General features: G+C 65.9%; 17 protein-coding genes. 7 read left to right on the top strand and 10 right to left on the bottom strand.

Annotated elements, in window-relative coordinates:
- Window position 1: 1 nt before the first annotated feature.
- Complete coding sequence (locus tag PKE75_RS17175; RefSeq protein WP_271169973.1) at window positions 2-772, bottom strand: ABC transporter ATP-binding protein; 771 nt, start codon at window positions 770-772, stop codon at window positions 2-4.
- A gap of 7 nt (window positions 773-779) precedes the next feature.
- Entirely contained in the window at window positions 780-2,204 is a 1,425-nt protein-coding gene (locus PKE75_RS17170) for an LLM class flavin-dependent oxidoreductase (protein WP_271169972.1), read from the bottom strand.
- A gap of 275 nt (window positions 2,205-2,479) precedes the next feature.
- On the opposite strand from PKE75_RS17170, the gene PKE75_RS17165 reads away from it, so the two are divergent.
- From PKE75_RS17165 to PKE75_RS17140, 6 genes are all read left to right on the top strand, one after another.
- Window positions 2,480-3,307 carry a TorF family putative porin gene (locus tag PKE75_RS17165; protein ID WP_271169971.1) on the top strand — a complete coding sequence of 276 codons (828 nt, stop codon included), beginning with the start codon at window positions 2,480-2,482 and terminating at the stop codon, window positions 3,305-3,307.
- 267 nt (window positions 3,308-3,574) lie between these two features.
- Window positions 3,575-4,024 carry an RrF2 family transcriptional regulator gene (locus tag PKE75_RS17160; RefSeq protein WP_271169970.1) on the top strand — a complete coding sequence of 150 codons (450 nt, stop codon included), beginning with the start codon at window positions 3,575-3,577 and terminating at the stop codon, window positions 4,022-4,024.
- Between the two features lie 128 nt (window positions 4,025-4,152).
- Window positions 4,153-5,121, top strand: coding sequence for an aliphatic sulfonate ABC transporter substrate-binding protein (locus PKE75_RS17155; protein WP_271169969.1), 969 nt, complete (start codon window positions 4,153-4,155; stop codon window positions 5,119-5,121).
- Between the two features lie 52 nt (window positions 5,122-5,173).
- On the top strand, window positions 5,174-5,980 hold the full coding sequence (locus PKE75_RS17150) for an ABC transporter permease (protein ID WP_271170100.1): 807 nt from the start codon (window positions 5,174-5,176) through the stop codon (window positions 5,978-5,980).
- Window positions 5,980-6,753, top strand: a complete 774-nt coding sequence (locus PKE75_RS17145) for an ABC transporter ATP-binding protein (RefSeq protein WP_271169968.1) — start codon at window positions 5,980-5,982, stop codon at window positions 6,751-6,753. The genes PKE75_RS17150 and PKE75_RS17145 overlap by 1 nt, the downstream gene beginning before the upstream one ends.
- An 18-nt stretch (window positions 6,754-6,771) precedes the next feature.
- Complete coding sequence (locus tag PKE75_RS17140; RefSeq protein ID WP_271169967.1) at window positions 6,772-7,086, top strand: helix-turn-helix domain-containing protein; 315 nt, start codon at window positions 6,772-6,774, stop codon at window positions 7,084-7,086.
- Window positions 7,087-7,345: 259 nt separating this feature from the next.
- On the opposite strand, the gene PKE75_RS17135 is transcribed toward PKE75_RS17140, so the two are convergent.
- The 4 genes from PKE75_RS17135 to PKE75_RS17120 all read right to left on the bottom strand — a co-directional run bounded on the left by PKE75_RS17135 (window position 7,346) and on the right by PKE75_RS17120 (window position 12,492).
- A complete protein-coding gene (locus tag PKE75_RS17135; protein WP_271169966.1) occupies window positions 7,346-7,648 on the bottom strand; it encodes an EF-hand domain-containing protein in 303 nt (100 codons plus the stop codon).
- A gap of 678 nt (window positions 7,649-8,326) precedes the next feature.
- Window positions 8,327-10,381 carry an ABC transporter permease gene (locus PKE75_RS17130; RefSeq protein ID WP_271169965.1) on the bottom strand — a complete coding sequence of 685 codons (2,055 nt, stop codon included), beginning with the start codon at window positions 10,379-10,381 and terminating at the stop codon, window positions 8,327-8,329.
- Window positions 10,382-10,406: 25 nt separating this feature from the next.
- Window positions 10,407-11,477, bottom strand: a complete 1,071-nt coding sequence (locus PKE75_RS17125) for a quaternary amine ABC transporter ATP-binding protein (protein WP_271169964.1) — start codon at window positions 11,475-11,477, stop codon at window positions 10,407-10,409.
- 49 nt (window positions 11,478-11,526) lie between these two features.
- Window positions 11,527-12,492, bottom strand: coding sequence for an ABC transporter substrate-binding protein (locus PKE75_RS17120; RefSeq protein WP_271169963.1), 966 nt, complete (start codon window positions 12,490-12,492; stop codon window positions 11,527-11,529).
- 247 nt (window positions 12,493-12,739) lie between these two features.
- Between PKE75_RS17120 and PKE75_RS17115 the strand changes: the two genes are divergently transcribed.
- Window positions 12,740-13,852 (top strand): Lrp/AsnC family transcriptional regulator, encoded by a 1,113-nt coding sequence (locus PKE75_RS17115; protein WP_271169962.1) that lies wholly within the window; start codon window positions 12,740-12,742, stop codon window positions 13,850-13,852.
- On the opposite strand, the gene PKE75_RS17110 is transcribed toward PKE75_RS17115, so the two are convergent.
- The 4 genes from PKE75_RS17110 to PKE75_RS17095 all read right to left on the bottom strand — a co-directional run bounded on the left by PKE75_RS17110 (window position 13,843) and on the right by PKE75_RS17095 (window position 18,717).
- Window positions 13,843-15,339, bottom strand: coding sequence for an aldehyde dehydrogenase family protein (locus PKE75_RS17110; protein WP_271169961.1), 1,497 nt, complete (start codon window positions 15,337-15,339; stop codon window positions 13,843-13,845). The genes PKE75_RS17115 and PKE75_RS17110 overlap by 10 nt on opposite strands.
- A gap of 96 nt (window positions 15,340-15,435) precedes the next feature.
- A complete protein-coding gene (locus PKE75_RS17105; RefSeq protein WP_271169960.1) occupies window positions 15,436-15,984 on the bottom strand; it encodes a flavin reductase family protein in 549 nt (182 codons plus the stop codon).
- Between the two features lie 4 nt (window positions 15,985-15,988).
- A complete protein-coding gene (locus PKE75_RS17100) occupies window positions 15,989-17,644 on the bottom strand; it encodes an amidohydrolase (RefSeq protein WP_271169959.1) in 1,656 nt (551 codons plus the stop codon).
- Window positions 17,644-18,717: an LLM class flavin-dependent oxidoreductase gene (locus PKE75_RS17095; RefSeq protein ID WP_271169958.1), complete on the bottom strand. Its 1,074-nt coding sequence runs from the start codon at window positions 18,715-18,717 to the stop codon at window positions 17,644-17,646. The genes PKE75_RS17100 and PKE75_RS17095 overlap by 1 nt, the downstream gene beginning before the upstream one ends.
- Between the last annotated feature and the right edge of the window lie 120 nt (window positions 18,718-18,837).

Raw genomic sequence — 18,837 nt, 5'->3', positions numbered from 1 at the left:
CTCAGTGAACCGCGCCGAGATAGGCGGCGATGACTTCCGGATTTTTGCGGACGACCTCGGGAGCGCCGTCGCCGATCTTGCGGCCGTAATCGAGCACAACGACGTGGCGGGCGAGGTTCATCACCACGCCGATGTCGTGCTCGATCAGCACCACGGTCGCGCCGAGCCGCTCGTTCGCCTCGCGGATGAAGCGCGACATCTCGCGCTTCTCGTCCTGGTTCATGCCGGCCATCGGCTCGTCGAGCAGCAGCAGGCTCGGACGTCCCACCAGCGCGCGGGCGAGATCGACCCGCTTCTGCACGCCGTAGGACAGCGTCGAAACCACGGAGTCGCGGAACGGTGAGAGTTCGAGATGCTCGATCACCTCCTCGGCGCGAGTCTGGAAATCGCGCTCCTCGGCGCGGTCGCGCGGCAGGCCGAAGGCGTGCTCGACGAAGCGCGTCCTGCTGTGGCGGATGAGGCCGGCCAGCACATTGTCGGTGACGCTCAAGCGGGAGAACAACGCATTGTGCTGGAAGGTGCGGCCGATGCCGCGGCGGGCCGCCTCTCCCGGCCGGATACGGCGGAACGGCTCGCCTGCGAAAACGACCTCGCCGGCCTGCGCGCGGTAGACGCCGTTGATGATGTTGAGCAGCGAGCTCTTACCGGCGCCGTTCGGGCCGATCAGGGCGCAGATCTCGCCCTGATCGACCGCGAAGCTCAGCGCGTTCAACGCCTTAACGCCCTTGAATGAGAGCGAGACGTCGCGGAGTTCCAGGAGGGGGCGCGTCACGGCCGCTTCACGCGTCGACGGTTTCGAGGCGCCGGCCGGCGCCGCTTCGGGCGGCGTCCGCGCGCTTCACCGCCTCGATGTCGCGATAGCGGTCGGCGGGATGGCTCGCCGGCAGATAGGGACCGTCGCCGAACAGCTTCTCCCGCAGCGTCCCCGGCTTGTAGGCGGTGGGATAGACGCCGCGCTTCTGCAGCTCCGGCACCAGCAGGCCGACGATGCTCTCGAAGGTCTCGGGCGTCACGGCGTAAGCGAGGTTGAAGCCGTCGACGTCGGTCTCCTCGACCCAGTCCTGAAGGATGTCGGCGATCGTCGACGGCGAGCCGACGAACACCGGGCCAAGCCCTCCTATGCCCCCGAAGGTCGCAAGCTCCTGGATGGTCCACGCCTTGCCGCCGCCCGCAAGGTGCTCGACCGCCGAGACGATGGCGTTGGTGTCGACGTGGCGGACGAGTTCGGTCGGCGCGTACTGGCCGAAGTCGATGCCGGTCCAGCCCGACATGAACACCAGCGCGCCGTCGTAGGAAGCGTACGACTTGTATTCCTCGAAGCGGGCCTGCGCCTTCTCGTCGGTCTCGTCGACGATGATCGTGACGAGATTGTACGTGTAGAGCTTGCGCGGGTCCCGCCCCGCCGCCGCGGCCTGGCGGCGGACGTCGGCGACGTAGGATTTCAGCACCGACTTGCTGGGCGCCGCCACGAACACGCATTCGGCGTGGCCCGCGGCGAAAGCCTTGCCCGGGCCCGACGCGCCTGCCTGGTAGAGCACCGGCGTGCGCTGGGGCGACGGCTCGCAGAGGTGATAGCCCGGAACCTCGAAATGCGCGCCCTTGTGGCCGATCTCGTGAACCTTTTCCGGATGGGTGAAGACGCGGCGCTCGCGGTCGCGGACGACCGCCCCTTCCTCCCAGCTTCCTTCGAACAGCTTGTAGAGGACCTCGACATATTCGGCGGCGATCTCGTAGCGGTCGGCGTGCCGCTCCAGCCCGCTTTGCCCGACGTTCTTGGCGCCGCTCTCGAGATAGGACGTCACGATGTTCCAGCCGACCCGACCCTTGGTGTGGTGGTCGGCGGTCGAGAGCCTGCGCGCGAAGGTGTAGGGGTGCTCGAACGAGGTCGAGGCCGTGATCCCGATCCCGAGATGCTCGGTCGCGAGCGCGATCGGCGCCGCAAGCTGAAGCGGGTCGTTGACCGGGATCTGCGCGGCCTGGTGCAGCGCGTGGAAGTTCGATCCCTTGTAGACGTCGTAGTAGCCGATGACGTCGGCGATGAAGATTCCGTCGAAGATCCCGCGCTCCAGCGTCCGCGCCAGATCCTGCCAGTAGTCGAGATCCTTGTAGGTCCAGGACCGGTCGCGCGGATGCGCCCAGAGCCCAGGCGACTGGTGGCCGACGCAATTCATGTCAAAGGCGTTGAAACGGATCTGGCGGGTCATGGGGCCTCGCGTCGAAGGGGCCCAAAGCTAGGCGCCATCAATCTATAATGTCGATAGCTTTGATAGAATAATTTGTCGCACCCATCCTTGCTTGATTCTATAAATTTGACCGATTTAATAAATTGATGCGTCGGCCTAAGTGCCGGACGCCCACGCCATCGGCGGTCCTCGGGGGGATCGACGGTTTTCACATGAATTGCGGGAGACGCGTCCGGCGAACGGCGCGGCGGGCGCCTGCGCGCTTGCACCCGCGGAAGTCGCATGAAGGGGGTTTAATGTCTGGAGCGCTCAGGTCCGCACTCGCTGCGGCCGCTATTTCAGTCGTCGCGATGGCGAGCCCGGCCGCCGCAGCCGATCTCGCCGTTTCCGAACCGCCGCAGGTGGCGACGCCTGACTGGTTCGACGCTGCGTTCGGCGTCACCCTCGCCAGCCAGTACGCATGGCGGGGCCTGGCTCAATCGGACGGTCATCCCGGCTTGCAGGGCTATGGCGAGTTCCGGTTCTTCGACTGGGTCTATGCCGGCGCATGGCTGGCGAGCGTCGACTTCCCCACCAGCAAGGGTCTCACCGACCCCGCGGTTGAAGCCGATCTTTACTTCGGCGTCCGACACACCTGGGACAGGTTCACTTTCGACGCGGGCGCAATCTACTTCTATTATGCAGGCGAGAAAGGCGGAAACATCGATTTCTGGGAGCCTTATCTCAATCCGTCCTATAAGGTGAACGACTGGCTGACGCTGAACGCTCTGCTGCGCGTCACCGACAATTTCGTGAACAAGGGCGCGAAGCAGGCTTATTTCCTCGGAACCGCGAAGATCTCGCTGCCCAACTACACGCCGTGGCAGGACATCAACTATTACGTCACCGCATCGCTTGGAAAGCGCTGGGTCGGCAAGACCGACGATGGCTTCAACTTCCCGAACTACGTTGTCTGGCAGGGCAGCGTCGGCGCCACCTACAAGGCCGCGACGCTCGACTTCCGCTACTCGAAGACTGATCTGTCGCGGAGATCCTGCGCTTTGTTCACCGGCGACTCGGGCTGGTGCGGCAGCAAGTACGTCCTGAGCCTGTCCTTCGACACCACGCTGAGCGCTCTCAAGTAAGGGTCTTACATGGCGATCCCGAGCCTTTCGGGGGCCCAAGGAACGCCTTCGCGACACGCCCGGGGATGAGTGGCCCTCCCCGGGCGACGGCGATGACGTTGGACTCCCGCCGATCCCGACGGGCGGTGATTGGCCTGACCTTAACCGGCAGAAGCAATCCCTCTGGCTCAATCTTGATATAAACGATCAAATGAATATATTGTCTTGACTGCAGGCAAGGCGGTTCTCAATCGTCCGCGGGCTCACACGTCGTTCATGGACCGCTTCATGCTGACCAAGAAAGCCAAATACGGATTGAAGGCGATGGTGCATCTCGCGCGGCTGCCGCGCGGAGCCTCGGCCTTCGTGGCGGATATCGCGGTTCGAAACGGCATCCCGAAGAAATTCCTCGACGCGATCCTCGGCGAACTCCGTAACGCCGGCATGCTCACCAGTAAAAAGGGCAAGGCGGGAGGGTACATGCTCGCTGGCCCGCCAGAAGGCATCGCCGTCGGATCGATCCTGCGGGTGCTGGACGGCCCGCTGGCGCCGATCGCCTGCGCCAGCCGGTCCGCCTTCTCGCCCTGCCAGGATTGTGACGATCTGCAGCGCTGCGAGGTGCGACTGGTCATGCTGGACGTCCGGGAAGCGATTGCGAGCGTTCTCGACACCCGAACGCTCGCCGAGATGCGGGACCTCGGCTCCGACGACATCTCAAGCTTCGTCTACGAAATCTGACGCCGCCCACCCGCTGAGGGTGAGCTCGGCGAAGGCTCGCTTTCTTTAGAGTTGACTTAGTTTATAGACTTTATCAATTTATGGCTGCGCGACCGTCATCATCTTCGCGCCTTGCCGGAGACCCCCCAATGCTGCTGCTTCGTCGTCAGGCGCTCGCGATCGGCATCGCCCTCGCCTCTCTTGGCGCTCTAGGCGCGCGCGCTGCGCCGAGCGAGATCCGGTTGGACTGGGCGACCTACAGCCCCGTGAGCGTTGTGTTGAAGGAAGAGGGCTTCCTTGAAAAGGCGCTGGAGAAAGATGGGATCGGCGTCCGCTGGGTGCAGTCGCTCGGCTCCAACAAGGCGCTTGAATTCCTGAATGCGGGTTCGCTCGACTTTGGCTCCTCCGCCTCCGCCGCAGCGCTGATCGCGCGCGTCAACGGCAACCCGATCAAGTCGGTCTATGTCTACTCCAAGGCGGAGTGGACGGCGCTCGTGACCAAGCCCGGCGCGGGCGTCGAGACGATCGCGGACCTGCGCGGCAAGCGCGTCGCCGTCACGCGCGGCACCGACCCGCACATCTTCCTCATCCGCGCGCTGGCGCGCGAGAACATCCCGGCGTCCGAGGTCAAGCTGGTGCTTCTGCAGCACGGCGACGGCCGGCTCGCGCTCCAGCGCGGCGACGTCGACGCCTGGGCCGGGCTCGACCCGATCATGGCCTCCGCCGAACTGCAGGACGGCGCCAAGCTGTTCTACCGAGACCCCTCGCTCAACAGCTGGGGCGCTCTCAACGTCCGCGAAGACTTCGCAAAAGAAAATCCCGCCCTCGTCGACGCCGTGCTCGCCGCCTACGCCAAGGCCCGCCAATGGGCGCTCGACCATCCCGATGAGACCCGCGCCCTCCTCGCCAAGGCGGCGAAACTGCCCGAGGACGTCATCGCGCGGCAGCTCGAGCGGACCCAGCTCGCCTATACCCCGCTTGGCGACGCTGAAACCGCGACGGTCGTAGCCGCCGGCGAGGCGCTGGCCCAGGCCGGCGTCATTCCGGCCGACACCGACGTCAAGGCGACGACAGACGCCCTGATCGATCGGCGCTTCGACGCCAAGCTCACAAACTGACGGCGTCGCAGACTTGACCGCGATCGAGCATCCGGACGCCCGCGCGCCAGCCGTGGGAGACGCCCTCCCCCTGCGGCGCAGGAGCGGTGGATGGGGCCGCCCCCTCATCGGCTTCGCGCTCCCCGTCGGGCTTGCATTGCTTTGGGAAGCCGCGGTGCGTTCGGGGCTCGCCAACGGTCGGCTGGTCGCGCCTCCGAGCCGGATCGCGATCACGATCGTCGAGCTCTGGCGATCGGGGGACCTGCCGCTTCACATCTGGGCGACGGTCTGGCGGGTCGCCGCCGGCTTCGGCCTCGGCGTGATCTCCGGCACCACGCTGGGCGCCCTCGCAGGCGCGTCGGTCCTGGTCAGGCAGATCGTCGATCCGACCATCCAGGGTCTCCGCTCCGTGCCGTCGATCGCCTGGGTGCCGCTGTTCATCCTGTGGCTCGGCATCTTCGAGCCGTCGAAGATCGCGCTCATTTCCGTCGGTGTGTTCTTTCCCGTCTATCTCGGCGTGCTTGGCGCGATCGCCTCCGTCGACCGGAAGACCATCGAGGTCGGGCGCATCTTCAGGCTCGGGCGGTTCGCGCTGGTGCGCCGTATCCTGCTGCCCGCCATCCTGCCGGCATACGCGCTCGCTCTGCGGACGGGCCTTGGGCTCGGGTGGATGTTCGTGGTCGCGGCCGAATTCATGGGGGCCTCGGAAGGGCTCGGCTACCTGCTGGTCGACGGCCAGCAACTCGGCAAGCCCGACCAGATCATCGCCGCCATCCTGATCTTCGCGTGCCTCGGCAAGCTCACCGACGGCCTGCTGGTGAGCGTATCGGCGCCCCTCCTGCGCTGGCAGGACACCGTCGCGGAACAGGGGCTCTCCTGATGCTGACGCTGAAGCAGGTCTCCAAGACCTTCGGCGCCGGCCAACAGGCGCTGTCCAACGTCTCGCTGTCGGTCAGCGAGGGGCGCATTCTCGCGATCGTCGGGGGCTCGGGCTGCGGCAAGAGCACGCTGCTGCGCGCGATCGCAGGCCTCGACTCTCCGACGAGCGGAGAAGCCCTGCTCGACGGAAGCCGCATCATCGGTCCCCGCGAGGAGATCGGTCTGGTCTTCCAGGAGCCCCGCCTTCTGCCCTGGCTTACCGTGCGCGGGAATGTCGGCTTCGGGCTGGAGGGGCGGCCGGACGCCGAACGCAGGGCGCTGGTCGACGAGGCGCTGGAGCGGGTCGGGCTGCTCGACAAGGCCGAGGTCTGGCCGCGTCAGCTCTCCGGAGGCCAGGCCCAGCGGGCTGCGCTCGCCCGCGCGCTCGTGGTGCGGCCGAAGGTTCTTTTGCTCGACGAGCCGTTCTCAGCGCTCGACGCCATCACCCGCGCCGATCTTCAGGACCATCTGCTCGAGCTATGGGCGGCGTTCCGGGCGACGCTGGTGCTGGTCACCCATGACGTCGAGGAAGCTGTGCTGCTCGCCGACGAGATCGTCGTGATGTCGTCGCGCCCCGGCCGCGTGTTCGAGCAGGTCGCGGTCGACCTGCCCCGGCCGCGCGAGAGGCGCTCGGCCGCGCTCGAAGCCGTCGCGCGGTCCGTCGCGGCGTCGCTGGACCGCGCGATCGACCGCAACGCAGTCCGGCGCAGCCTGCCGAAACCCGCCGCCGCCTGAGCCGACCAGCTTCGCCCCATGACGACAATCGATCTCGACGCTCTCCAACCGCCCGACGCTGCTCCAACCCGGACCGCTGCGGCGCAGCGCCTCCATCTCGCAGGCGTCGCCCTGTTCGGCGACCGCTATCACAGCGCGCTGGCCAAGGAGCTCAAAATCTCGCGGCCGCTGGTGCACGCCATGGTCAACGACCAGCGGCGGATCAGCCGGGAGATCGAACTCAGGCTCGCGCAGGTCATCCGGTCGCGCATCGTGCCCCGATTGGAGGCGAAGATCGAGCAGCTCTCGGGACTGGCCAAGGATGTAGAGCTCAAATGGAGCTCGACCCTTTGATCGGCTGGCTTTCCGGATCGGGCGCGCCGCCCAGCTCGCCGGTCCTGCGCCCGAACTCTTGGGCTCGGTGTGACCGCGTGCGCGCGCAGTCTTCGAGACCATTCCGTCGTCGTCGAGCAGTAAGCTGCTGTCAAAGACCTCTTTTGCCTAGCAGGCCGATGTCGCACGTTGAGATCGCGTCAGGCCATGAAATACGTCGCCCGAAGCCCGGCGGCTCCCCACCGGGCTTCGGGACATGATTTTGCATTCCGTGAAGGACTTATTTCGCGTCCTTACACCATGACTTCGTGGCTTCCCTGCATCGTTCGGTATAACCCTTCGTCGTCTTTTCCGCCACGATCCACTCGTCCTCGTCTATGCCATTGTTATTGTCCATATCCATCGCGTCGAAGGTCGGCGCCGGATCAATCTTCAGGGTCCCGACGGTCTTCGCCCACTCCACGCGGCTGATGCGGCCGCTGCCATCGGTGTCGAGGGATGAGAAGGCAGGCCAGTCGGCGGCGACGGCGGCCGTTCCCGAAAGCAGCACAGCCGAAACGAAAGCGACCAAGGTCTTGGTCATTGCGTATTCTCCCTGATACGTTTGTTTATCGAGCGTCGCCATTTCAGGCGGCGCTCGTGCCGCCGTTTTCTGGAGGCTTTGCAACGGGCGCCTACGCTCGAAGCTTAATCAATGGCAAACCTTCCAATTCCGCCGGGATAAACTGGCAGGCGCGGAAGGGACGCTCTCCTATACGGGGCGCATGAGAGCCACCGGCCGCGCCCTCGGGGACAAACAACCGAAATGACGCCAGATCAGACTGTTCCTATCCGCCACCCCACGCGGATGATCGTCGCGACTGCTTCAGTCTTGCGCCTTCCGAAACGAGCCCCCCTGAACAACTTTCAATAAATACTACATTTTCAATATTTATTTCTTTCGGCATATTATTACTTAATATCCTTTATCCCCTTCGAATCTGAAGATTAATTTCAGACGACGTAAGAGATAATACTATTCGAGCGGCGGCGGAGCGCCGCCCGGCGGCTGCGCGGGGCGTGCAGCGAGTCACTGCAATCGTGGGGAGAGAATCGGCTCGGCGTTGAACTGCAGCATCGCGGAGGGTGTTCGGCGTCGTCGATCTATAACGGCGCAAGACGATCAGCGCCCCCGAGGCGATTCTCCTCGCCTCTACTCATTATCGGGGCGGGTCATTCCCGCGGAGCGTTCCACATCGTTCCACCCCGCCATTTCCCGGAACTAGCTCCCGAGAGCCTCCTGGGCGCGGCGGCTCCAGGCCTTCAACATCCTGTCGGACAACATGGCGATGAGCGCGATGGAAAGCCCCGCGACCAGTCCCTTTCCGACGTCGGCCTTGGACAGCGCCACATAGATCGCCTGAGCCAGCCCCTGCGTGCCGACGAGCGCCGCGATCGCGAGCATGCTGAGCGCAGCGAGGATCGTCTGGTTCAGGCCGAGCATGATCGACGGCAACGCCATCGGGAGCTTGACATGTCTTAGGATCTGCAGCCGCGAGCAGCCCATCTGCCGGGACGCCTCCACCACCTCCGGAGAGACATTCCGGACGCCGTGCTCGACGTAGCGGATCGGCGGGACGATCGCGTACATCACGATCGCGATCAGGGCGGTGAACTCTCCGACCTGGAAGAGCATCAGGACGGGGATCAGCAGGACGAACTGCGGAATCGTCTGAAGCGTGTCGAGCACGGGGCGCAGGCAGGCCGACACGTGATCGTTCTCCGCGGCCCATACGCCGAGCGCGCCGCCGACGGCCACGCAGATCACGACTGCGAGCGCGCAGAGATAGAGCGACTGCATGGCGTCGCCCCACGAACCGCTGAACGCGATGAAGGCCATGGCGGCGAGAGCGAACGCTCCCAGCCGCGCCCCGCCGACCTGCCAGGCGAGCGCCGCGACGACCGCCACGAAGCCGGGCCATGCGACGCCGGTCGTTCCGAGGAACAGCATCCAGGCCACGCCGAGGATCGCGAAGGCCGCGCGCCAGCGGCCGCCGAACAGCAGGGCCGCGCCGGCGGCGATCGTGGCGACGGCCCAGTAGCCGGCGATCATCGCCGGGGTAAGCGTGAAGCCCCAGCCGAAGGGACTGACCGCCTTGATGAGACCGATGCGCAGCGGGAGCATCAGGAAGAAGATCGCTGAATTCTTGATGGCGATCATCACGTCGCCGAAGCGGGCGACGAAGGCGAGGAGCCACCGGTTCAGCGCTTCCGCCGGACTGTAGGTCCACTCCGTCGGGAAGGCGTCGAGCGCGGGCTGCAGCCACGCGGCGACATAGAGCGCGGCGAGCGCGCACGCGATGACGGTCAGCGTCCGGGAGGACAGCCGTCGGACGGGCGCGCGGCTCGCGGCGGCGAAGCCGGCAGTCGTCCTGTCGATGACGATCGCGAGCAGCGCGATCACGAGCCCGCTCAACAGCCCTTGTCCGAACTGAGCCTGACGCATCGTCTGCAGGACCCGGAAGCCGATATCGTCGGCGCCGCCGATCACGGCTGCGATGATCACCATCGCGAAGACCGCCATCACGGTCTGGTTGACGCCGACCAGCAACTGGCTGCGCGCGGAGGGAAACTCCACCCGCCAGAACAGCTGACGCCTGGTGCACCCACTCATTTCGCCGGCCTCGCGCACAGCGAGCGGCACCTGCGCGAGGCCGAGCATCGTGTTGTTGGCCATAGGGCCGATCGCGTAGATCGCGCTCGCAATGATCCCGACCACCGGCCCGAAGCCGAACAGTACGAGGATCGGGATGAGATAAGCGAAGGTCGGGACCGTCTGCATAAGGTCGAGCAGCACGAGGATCCCATGTCGCGCCGCGGCGTGGCGATAGCCGATCACGCCCAGTCCAAAACCGATGAGCACTGCGATCGGCGTGGCGAGCGCGACCGCCGCCAGCGTATTCATCGTCGGCGCCCAATAGCCGCCGACGAGGACGTAGGCTGCGACCGCCGCCGTGAACGCTGCAAGTCGCGCGCCCTTCGCCCTGAAGGCGAGCAATACGGCGACCGCGGTCGTGATCACCCAAGGCGCGCCGCCGAGCACCGCCTGAAGCGCCGAGAGCGGCAGCGTAAGCGCCGCCGTGATCTGCCGGAAGAACCCTTGCGTCGGACCGATCAGCGCCGCCACGGCGTCGCCGATCCACGTCGCAATGGGCAACGTCCATGCCTTGGGGAACGCGTGCAGGGCCGCGACGCCGCCCCCTGCGGTCTCGCACCACAGGATAAGGAGAGCGACGCAGATCCAGACGACAGCCGCCGGCTCGAGCCGCAATCGCATCGGCGCGGCTTCGCCGCGCCCTATGTCAAGCACGCTCAACGGTCCAGCCCCTGTCGGCGCGCGCGCTGGCGGCGGCGACCGCCTTCATGACGCCGGCCGAGGTCACCTGTCCGACCAGCGCGCCGTCTTCCGTGATCGGAACGGCCGCGACGTCGGCGAGCCTGGCGAGCAGGGCCTCGATCGGCGTCGAGCGGGAGACGCCCCCGTGAGCCGCGCAAGCCCCGCCGACCGGCTCCTCGACGTCTCCGGCGGTGATGACCCGCAGGAGCGGAACGTCGGCTACGAAGCGCGCGACGTACTCGTCCGCCGGATTCAACACCAAGTCGGCCGGACGGCCGATCTGTACGACGCGGCCGTCGCGCATGATGACGACGCGATCCGCGATCTTCAGGGCCTCGAGGAAATCGTGGGTGATGAAGACGATCGTCTTTCTGAGCGTCCGCTGCAGCCGCAGGAACTCGTCCTGCATCTGCTTGCGGATCAACGGATCGAGCGCAGAGAACGGCTCGTCGAGGAACCAGAGGTCCGGCCCGACGGCGAGAGAGCGCGCGATGCCGACCCGCTGCTGCTGACCGCCAGAGAGCTGACGGGGATACGCGTCCTCGCGACCGGCGAGACCAACGAGACCGACCATCTCGAGCGCCCGCTTGCGCCGCTCGGCCTCCCCGACGCCCTGCACCTGCAACGGAAACGCGACATTCTCCAGAACGGTCAGGTGGGGGAGCAGGCCAAAGGCCTGGAACACCATGCCCATCTTGTGACGACGGACCTCCGTGAGCTCCCGTCGCGAGAGGCGCATGAGATCGCGCCCCTCAAAGATGACTTCGCCGGAGGTCGGCTCGACCAACCGCGAGAGGCAGCGCACCAGGGTCGACTTGCCGGAGCCCGAGAGCCCCATGATCACGAGACACTCGCCCTCGGCGACGTCGAAGCTGACGTCCGCGACGGCCGGGACATGACCGCCGTCGCGCAGGGCGGCGAGTCGCGCCTCGAGCGACCTCTGGACGGGCTTGGCGAAGGCGCGCTCCGCGCCTTCGCCGAAGACCTTCCAGACGTTCCTGCAGGCGAGTTTCGTGCTGCGGGCTTTATCGGTCAAACCGATAACCTCCGAACGCTGAGACGCGGGTGGCGCAGGTCGATGCGCCTCAGTTCATCGCCTCTTTCCAGGACTGCCAGACCTTGGGATGAGCATCGAGCCACTTCGATACGGCCTGCTCGATCGGCACATGATCCTGGTCGACCTGGAGAGCGATCTCGTTCTGGTCTTCGGTCGTGATGCTGAAGGCTTTCAGCATTTTGTAGGCGCCGGGCCACTTGTCCTTCAGGCCGACCCATCCGAGCTTCTTCACCCAGCCGTTGGGCCAGCCGCAGTCATGCGTCGCGTCCGGGTTCGGCCCGACCTTGGGATCCGTGTAGCATTCCGGCGTGCTCTCCGGCAGCTTGACCCACTTCGGATGCTCGGCTGCGAAGAGCCAGTGCGGGCTGTAGAACATCATGATGATCGGCTTGTGGGCCGCCACCGCCGCCTTGTATTCGGCCACGGACGCGCCGTCGGAGCCGGGATAGACAGTCTTGAAGTTGAGGCCGAGCGCCGCGACGCGCTTGTCGTTGTCGGGGCCCCAGTCGGCGGGATAGTCGAGCAGACGACCCTGCGGGAAGGTCTCGGCGGTCGCAAACTTCTCAGCGCAGGCGTTGAGCGCCTTGTAGTCCGGCAGGCCGGGGCACTCCTTCTCCATGTAGTCGGGATAGATCCAGCCTTCGACGGTCTTGATCCCGAGGTCGCCAAGATCCTCCCCCTTGCCGCTCTTGATCGCCTTGTCGAAATTATCCTGGATCGTGTGCTCCCAAATCTCGAGGGTCGCGGTGATGTCGCCGTCCATCACGCCCTGGATCTGCGGCAGGTAGCCCGCGGTCACGTATTCCACCTTGTAGCCGAGCCGCTTCAGCGTCTCGCCGGCGAGGTAGGTCGTGACGTGCTGACCGGTCCACTCGTTGATCGCGAGCTTGATCGGATCCTTGGAGTCGGCCGCGTCGGCGGATCCAGCGAAAGCGGCGACCGCCGCGATCGCCAGGGGAAGCATCCGGGCGACGCCCTTTAGTCTGATCTTCATGATGAAATCCCCTGCTTGAGACGCGTGCCTGGGCCGATGGCGGACCGGAACCCGCAGCCTAAGGACCGCGCCGGTTCCCGTTTACGCCGAAATATCGACATTCATTACCGTATTTTTTTGATAAGCTCTCTGTCAACGCGTTTTTCGTTCGAAAATGAGTATTGAATGACCGTTTTGCGTGCTTCCTTGCTACTTTCCGCGGCGCCCGCGTATTGTCGGGAACCCACCTCTCGTTTTGCTGATCCCCATGCTCAAAGCACGCGACCGCACGAGCCCCTCCCTCACTGAGGAGGGAGCTGCTCACTCGTCCTGGGCCGGCAACAATCTGCTGCGGCACTGGCCGCTGTCCGACGTCGACCGCAGAATCATCGCGCATCTTCAGGAAGATGGCCGGCGGCCGTTCGTGACGATCGCCCGAGACATCGGCGTCACGGAAAAAACCGTGCGCAGCCGCGTCCGGCAACTGCTGACGTCGAACATCATCCAGATCGTGGCGCTGACGACGCCGAGCGCGCTCGGCTACAAGGCCGGGGCGCTTGCGGCGCTGACGACCGATCCGTCGGTTGCTGCGAGCAAGATCGCCGCCGCGCTCACCCAGATCGACGACGTCGACTATGTCGTCATCACAACGGGACGCTACGGCATCTTCGCAGAGATCATCTCTCGGAACATGAAGACCCTTCAGGAGACGGTCGAGACCCAGATCGGCAAGATCGCAGGCGTCCGAAGCGTCGAGGTGTTTCCCTACTTCAGCCTGTTTTATCAGCAGGCTCGCTTCTTCATGCGCGGAGAAAGCGCCAACGGCGTGTCCGGAGTTCGCGACGACGAACTCGATCAGGTCGACAAGTCGATCGCCTCCGAGCTCAGCTATGACGGACGCGTCGCGCTGAAGGTCATCGCCGACAAGCTCGATATATCGGAGACCCAGGTCCGCACGCGCATCCAGAACATGACGACCGCGGGGACGATGAGCATCCTCGCCATCGTCAATCCGATGAACCTGCAGAACCGGTCGATCGCGTGGGTGGCGATCAAGTCGAAGGGCGGCGAGCCCCTCAGGGACCTCGCCGACAAGATCGCCCAGATCTCCTACGTGTCCTATGTCGTGATCTGCGCCGGCCGTTTCGACATCTTCGCCGAGTTCGTCTGTCCCTCGAACGACGAGTTGCTCGACGCGCTCGACCAGAAGGTCAGGCAGATCCCGAGCGTCGGCGACGTCGAGGCGTTCTTCTACCTCGACCTCCACTACAAGCGTCTGGTGCCCGTGCGCGGCGAAGGGCGACCGACCGTTTCGTCCGCCGCGAACGACGCGGCGGACGAACTCCAGGACAACCACGCCGACCTCGACGGTCAGGCGTAGTTCGTCCAGACCGTCTTGGTCTGGAGATACTTCTCGACGCCTTCCCGGCCATTGTCGCGACCGTAGCCGGACGACTTGAATCCGCCCCACGGGGCCGCGGCGTCGAACTGGTTGTAGGTGTTGATCCACACGGTGCCGGCCTTCAGCGCGGCGGCTACGGCGTGCGCCTTGCGGACGTCCTGCGTCCAGACGCCGGCCGCGAGCCCGAAATTCGAGGCGTTGGCGCGGTCGACGAGCTCGTCCACCTCATCGAACGGCTGCACCACGACCACCGGTCCGAAGATTTCCTGGCGGACGACCTCGACGTCGTCGGTCGCGCCGGTGAGAACCGTCGGCAGGAAGAAGTGGCCGGCCTCCAGTTCGCCGCCCGGCTTCGCGCCGCCGGTGGTCGCTTCCACGCCGCTGTCGCGCGAACGCTCCACAAAGCCGCTGACCCGGGCGAACTGCTCCGCCGAGATGAGCGGCCCGAGCGTGGTGTCGGACGACAGCCCGTGACCGATCTTCAGCTTGCCGGCCTCGGCCTGGATGACCGCGCAGACGCGATCGTAGACCGGGCGCTCGACCATCACCCGCGACCCCGCCGAGCAGATCTGGCCGGTGTAGAAGAAGATCGCCATCGCTGCAGTCGCGGCTGCGGCGTCGACGTCGGAATCGGCGAAGATGATGTTCGGGTTCTTGCCGCCGAGCTCGAGCGAGACGTGTTTCAGCGTCGCCGCGCCGCGCGCCGCGACCAGCTTGCCGACCTCCTCCGAGCCGGTGAACGAGATTTTCGAGACGCCGGGATGGTCGACCAGCGCCTGTCCGACGTCGCCATACCCCGTGACGACGTTGACGACGCCCTCGGGGATGCCGGCCTCGAGCGCAAGCTCGCCGAGGATCAGGGCGGAGAGCGGGGTCTGTTCGGCCGGCTTGATGATGACGGTGCAGCCGGCGGCGAGCGCGGGCGCGAGCTTGAAGCAGGCCTGGCAGAGGGGGAAGTTCCACGGGACGATGGCCCCGACGACGCCGACCGGCTCACGTCGGGTGTAGGCCAGCATGTTGGGAGCGCCGACCGGCAGGGTGTCGCCCTCGATTTTGGTCGGCCAGCCCGCGGCGTAGCGCATCGCGCCGACCGACAGCCCGACGTCGACGAACTTGATGTATTCGACCGGCTTGCCGCTATCGAGGCTCTCGACCTGGGCGATCATGTCCATGCGCGCCTCGATCAGGTCGGCGAGCTTACGGATCAGGCGTTCCCGTTCCGCCGGCGCGAGCTTCGACCAGGGTCCGACCAGCGCAAGTTGCGCGGATTTCACCGCGGCGTCGACGTCGGCTGCTCCGGCCTTTGCGACGTCCGCGATCTTCCTGCCGGTCGCCGGGTCGAAGGTCTCGAAGGTCGAGGCGTCGGCTGCGTCGACGAAGCGGCCGCCGATCAGCAGCTGGGACTTTCGCGCAAGCTGCGCCCGGGCCTCGTTCCCGAGGAGATCCGGCTTGACTGCTATGTTCATGGACTGCCTCGGGAGGTCTGAGGGGAGGGATCGCGGGCGCCCGCACGGGCCCGCGGCTTCAGGGAAGACGTTCGCCGAAAGCTCGCTGGACGCGGGTCATCGCGGCGCCTCGGTCCGCTCCGGCGCCGGGTAGATCTCGCGGCGGTGATAGACGAGCGGCTGGCGCCGCTCCTCCTCGACGCCGTGCACGAGGCCCGTGACGATCACGTGGTCGCCGGCCGAGAGCAGCGCGTGGACCTCGCAGCGGAACACCCGACAGCAGTCGGCGAGCTGTGGCCCGAACCGCGTCTGTCTCCAGACGACGTCGTCGAACTTGTCCGCCCCCTTGCCCGCCAGCCGGTACGCGGTCTTTTCCTGTCCCTCGCCGAGCAGGTGGATCAGGAAGCGCTTTCCCGGGGAGGAGATCTCCTTGAGGGTCGCCGATGACCGATCGAACGCCGCGAACATCAGCGGCGGATCGAGCGACAGCGATCCGCAGGACGACAGCGTAGCCCCAACCGGCTTGCCGGCGTCCCCCCAGCAGGTGACGACCGTCACCGCGGCGGGAAACTCCGCGAGCGCCGCCTTGAAACGCGCCTCGTCGAGCTGCGGCCGGAGGACGATCGGTTCGTCGTCGCGCAATGCGCTTGCAAGCACGGTGGACATGGCGTCACGCCTTTCCCGAGGTTTGGTCGAACACCACACGGCCGCGGGAAGCGACATAGTCGACCTTGAGGGTGCGGAGCTCGTCCACGGACACCGTGAACGGGTCGCGCTCGAGAGCGATGACGTCGGCGTATTTGCCGGGGGCCAGGCTGCCCTTCACATCGTCCTCGCCAAGGGCGGCGGCCGCGTCGATCGTGTGGGTGCGCAGCGCCTGCTCGAGCGTCATCGCCTCATGCGGATCGATGAACGAGCCGGAGAAGGTCTGGCGCTTCAGGCAGCACCAGACGCTGAACAGCGGGTTGGTCGCTTCCGTCTCCGAGCCGATCCAGACGTCGGAGGAGCCGTTCAGCCGCCACCCTCGCTCCATCAGCGTCTTGAACGGGAAACGGCCGCGGGCGCCGAATTCGCCGAGATAATCGGGGAAGTATTCGCCGAATGTGTAGATGAACACCGGCTGCGGCACCGGGATGACGCCCGCCCGCGCCCACCAGTCCATGGTGCGCTCGCGCGGCATCAGGTTCGCGGCGTGCTCGACGCGGGTCCGCGTCTTGCCGGACGACGCCCCGCCCAGTTCGTCGATCACGCCGCAGAGCCACTCCTGCGCCCGGTCGCCGTTGGCGTGAACGGAAAGCTGGAGGTCGGCCTCCTGGCTGAGCTCGAAGGCGCGCCGGAAGAAGTATTTCGGGAAGGCGATCTCGCCGCAGCCTCCGGTCAGATAGGGGCAGGTGACGGCCGCGCTCTTGGCCGAGAAGCCGCCATCCGAGAACAGTTTGATTCCCTGGATTCGGAGCGCCGACTGACGCGAGGACAGGCTGAAGTGATTGCGCCAGTCCGCCGCCTGCTCGAGTTTCAGGGTCCCCGGCGCCCAGAGATAGACGCGGTAGCTGACCGGCAGTTCGCCAGCCTGCTCCATCGAGTCGAAGGTCTCGACGCCGTCGACGGTCTCCGAGATTTCCCCGATCGTCGTCACGCCGAAGCGCGTGAAGTATTTGTCGAGGCCGATGCGGAAGGCGTCGCGCAGCTCGCTCTTGTCGACATGCGGAAAAGGAAGGAGCGTGTCCATCTCCTTCACGACGCCTGTCGGATCGCCGTTGGGGTCGCGCTCCACCACCGGCAGGCCAGTGACGCTGTAGTCGGCCGGCTTGAAGTTTCGGTCGATGCCGGCGACCTCGAGCGCCTTGGAGTTCAGCACCGTGATGTGTCCGCCGGCGCGCACCGCGACCGGACGGTCGCGGCTGACCCGGTCGAGATCGGCGCGGCTCGGCAGGCGGCCGTCGCTGAGCTTGCGGTCGAAGAACAGGTTGCCCTGCCCGACGATCCAGCCGTCGCGGCTTCGGCCGCCGTCGACCAGCGCGTCGCAGACGTCTTCGATCGAGCAGCACGTCGGCGCGCGGACGTCGACCGTCTCATAATCGGTTCGGAAGACGACTTCGCTGTGGGCGTGGACGTCGACGAAGCCCGGCATGATCGGCCGGTCGCCAAGGTCGCAGACCCGGGTGTCCGGGCCGGTCAGCCCTTCGGCCTCGTCGCGGCGGATGACGCGCAGGATGCGTTCGCCGCGGATCGCGACGCCCTGGGCGCGCTCGTCCGCGCCGTACTGCATCGTGATCGCTCGCCCGCCGAGGACGATGAGATCGGCAGGACCGGCCTCGTCCGACATCAGGCGAACTCGGGCACGGGCTGGAGCGCGGGGATCACCTCGCGGCCGATCAGCTCGATCGACTCCATGATCTGGTCATGCGGCATGCCGTCGATCCGCAGGAGGACCTCCTGCACGCCGCGCTGCTCGAGCTCCTTCAGCCGGGTCACGAAGTCCGCAGGGGAGCCGACCAGCACGGAGGGCGTCTCGGACAGCAGGTAGTCCATGTCGCCACGCCGATCGAGCAGCCGGACGATCTTCTGGTCGAGATACTCGTAGGAGCTCTTCTTTGCGAGCGGCGCATAGAGATCGAGGATGAAGTCGAAATAGCCGAGCGTGACGTCGCGCGCTTTGGCGGCGGCCTCCTTGCGCGTCTCGGCGCAAAACGAGCTGGCGACGTAAAGGCCGGCGAGTTCGGTGCGCGCGGGGAAGATCGACTTGCCGGCGGAGAGGCCCTCGGCATAGCCGTCGAGGCACTCCTGCAGATAGTCGAAACCGAAATAGTTCTCGAAGGTGAGCGCGCCGATGCCCATCTCGCCGGCGTTCTTGTGGGACTGCACGCTGGACGCGGCGACGAAGACAGGCGGATGCGGCTGCTGCGAGGGCTGCGGCACGATCCGGAGGCGAGGTATTTTCCAGACAGGCCCGTCGTGCTCGACGATCTCGCCGCTGAACAGCTTCACGAGGACCGCCATCGAGTCCTCCCACTGCGCCCGCGTCTGGGACGGATCGACTCCGAACGCCGAGAGCGTGGTCAGATTGTTCGAGCGCGCCGTCCCGAGCTCGGCTCTGCCGCCCGAGACGGCGTCAAGCGTGAAAAGCCGCTCCGCGACGAGGATCGGGTTGTTCCAGGCGAGCAGCACCGAGCACATGATCCGCAGCTTGATCTGCTTGGTGTGGCGCGCGACCGCCGCATACAGGACTTCGGGCGCGGATACGGTGAAGCGTGGCGGGCTGAAGTGCTGCTCCGACGTGCCCCAGCACGAGAAGCCGAGCTGATCCGCAAGCGCGACCTCCTCGATCATCTCCTCGTAGCGCTGGGCGTAGCTCACGCCCGGCATGACCTCGCCTTCCTGAAGCAACCCGACTTTCATTTGACTGCCATCCCGTCCGGAACGCGCGCTTTAACGCCGTCCACAGACCGTATCCCGCCGTTTTTTAGGTTGTCAACGCCGAATTTCGCGGTAACGTACCGCTCTGATTTCCGCATTTCA

This window comes from Hansschlegelia plantiphila, assembly GCF_027922265.1.
In the GTDB taxonomy this organism is placed as follows: domain Bacteria; phylum Pseudomonadota; class Alphaproteobacteria; order Rhizobiales; family Methylopilaceae; genus Methylopila; species Methylopila plantiphila.
Note: the sequence above shows the minus strand (reverse complement) of the source record. Positions and strands in the feature narration are given on the sequence as shown.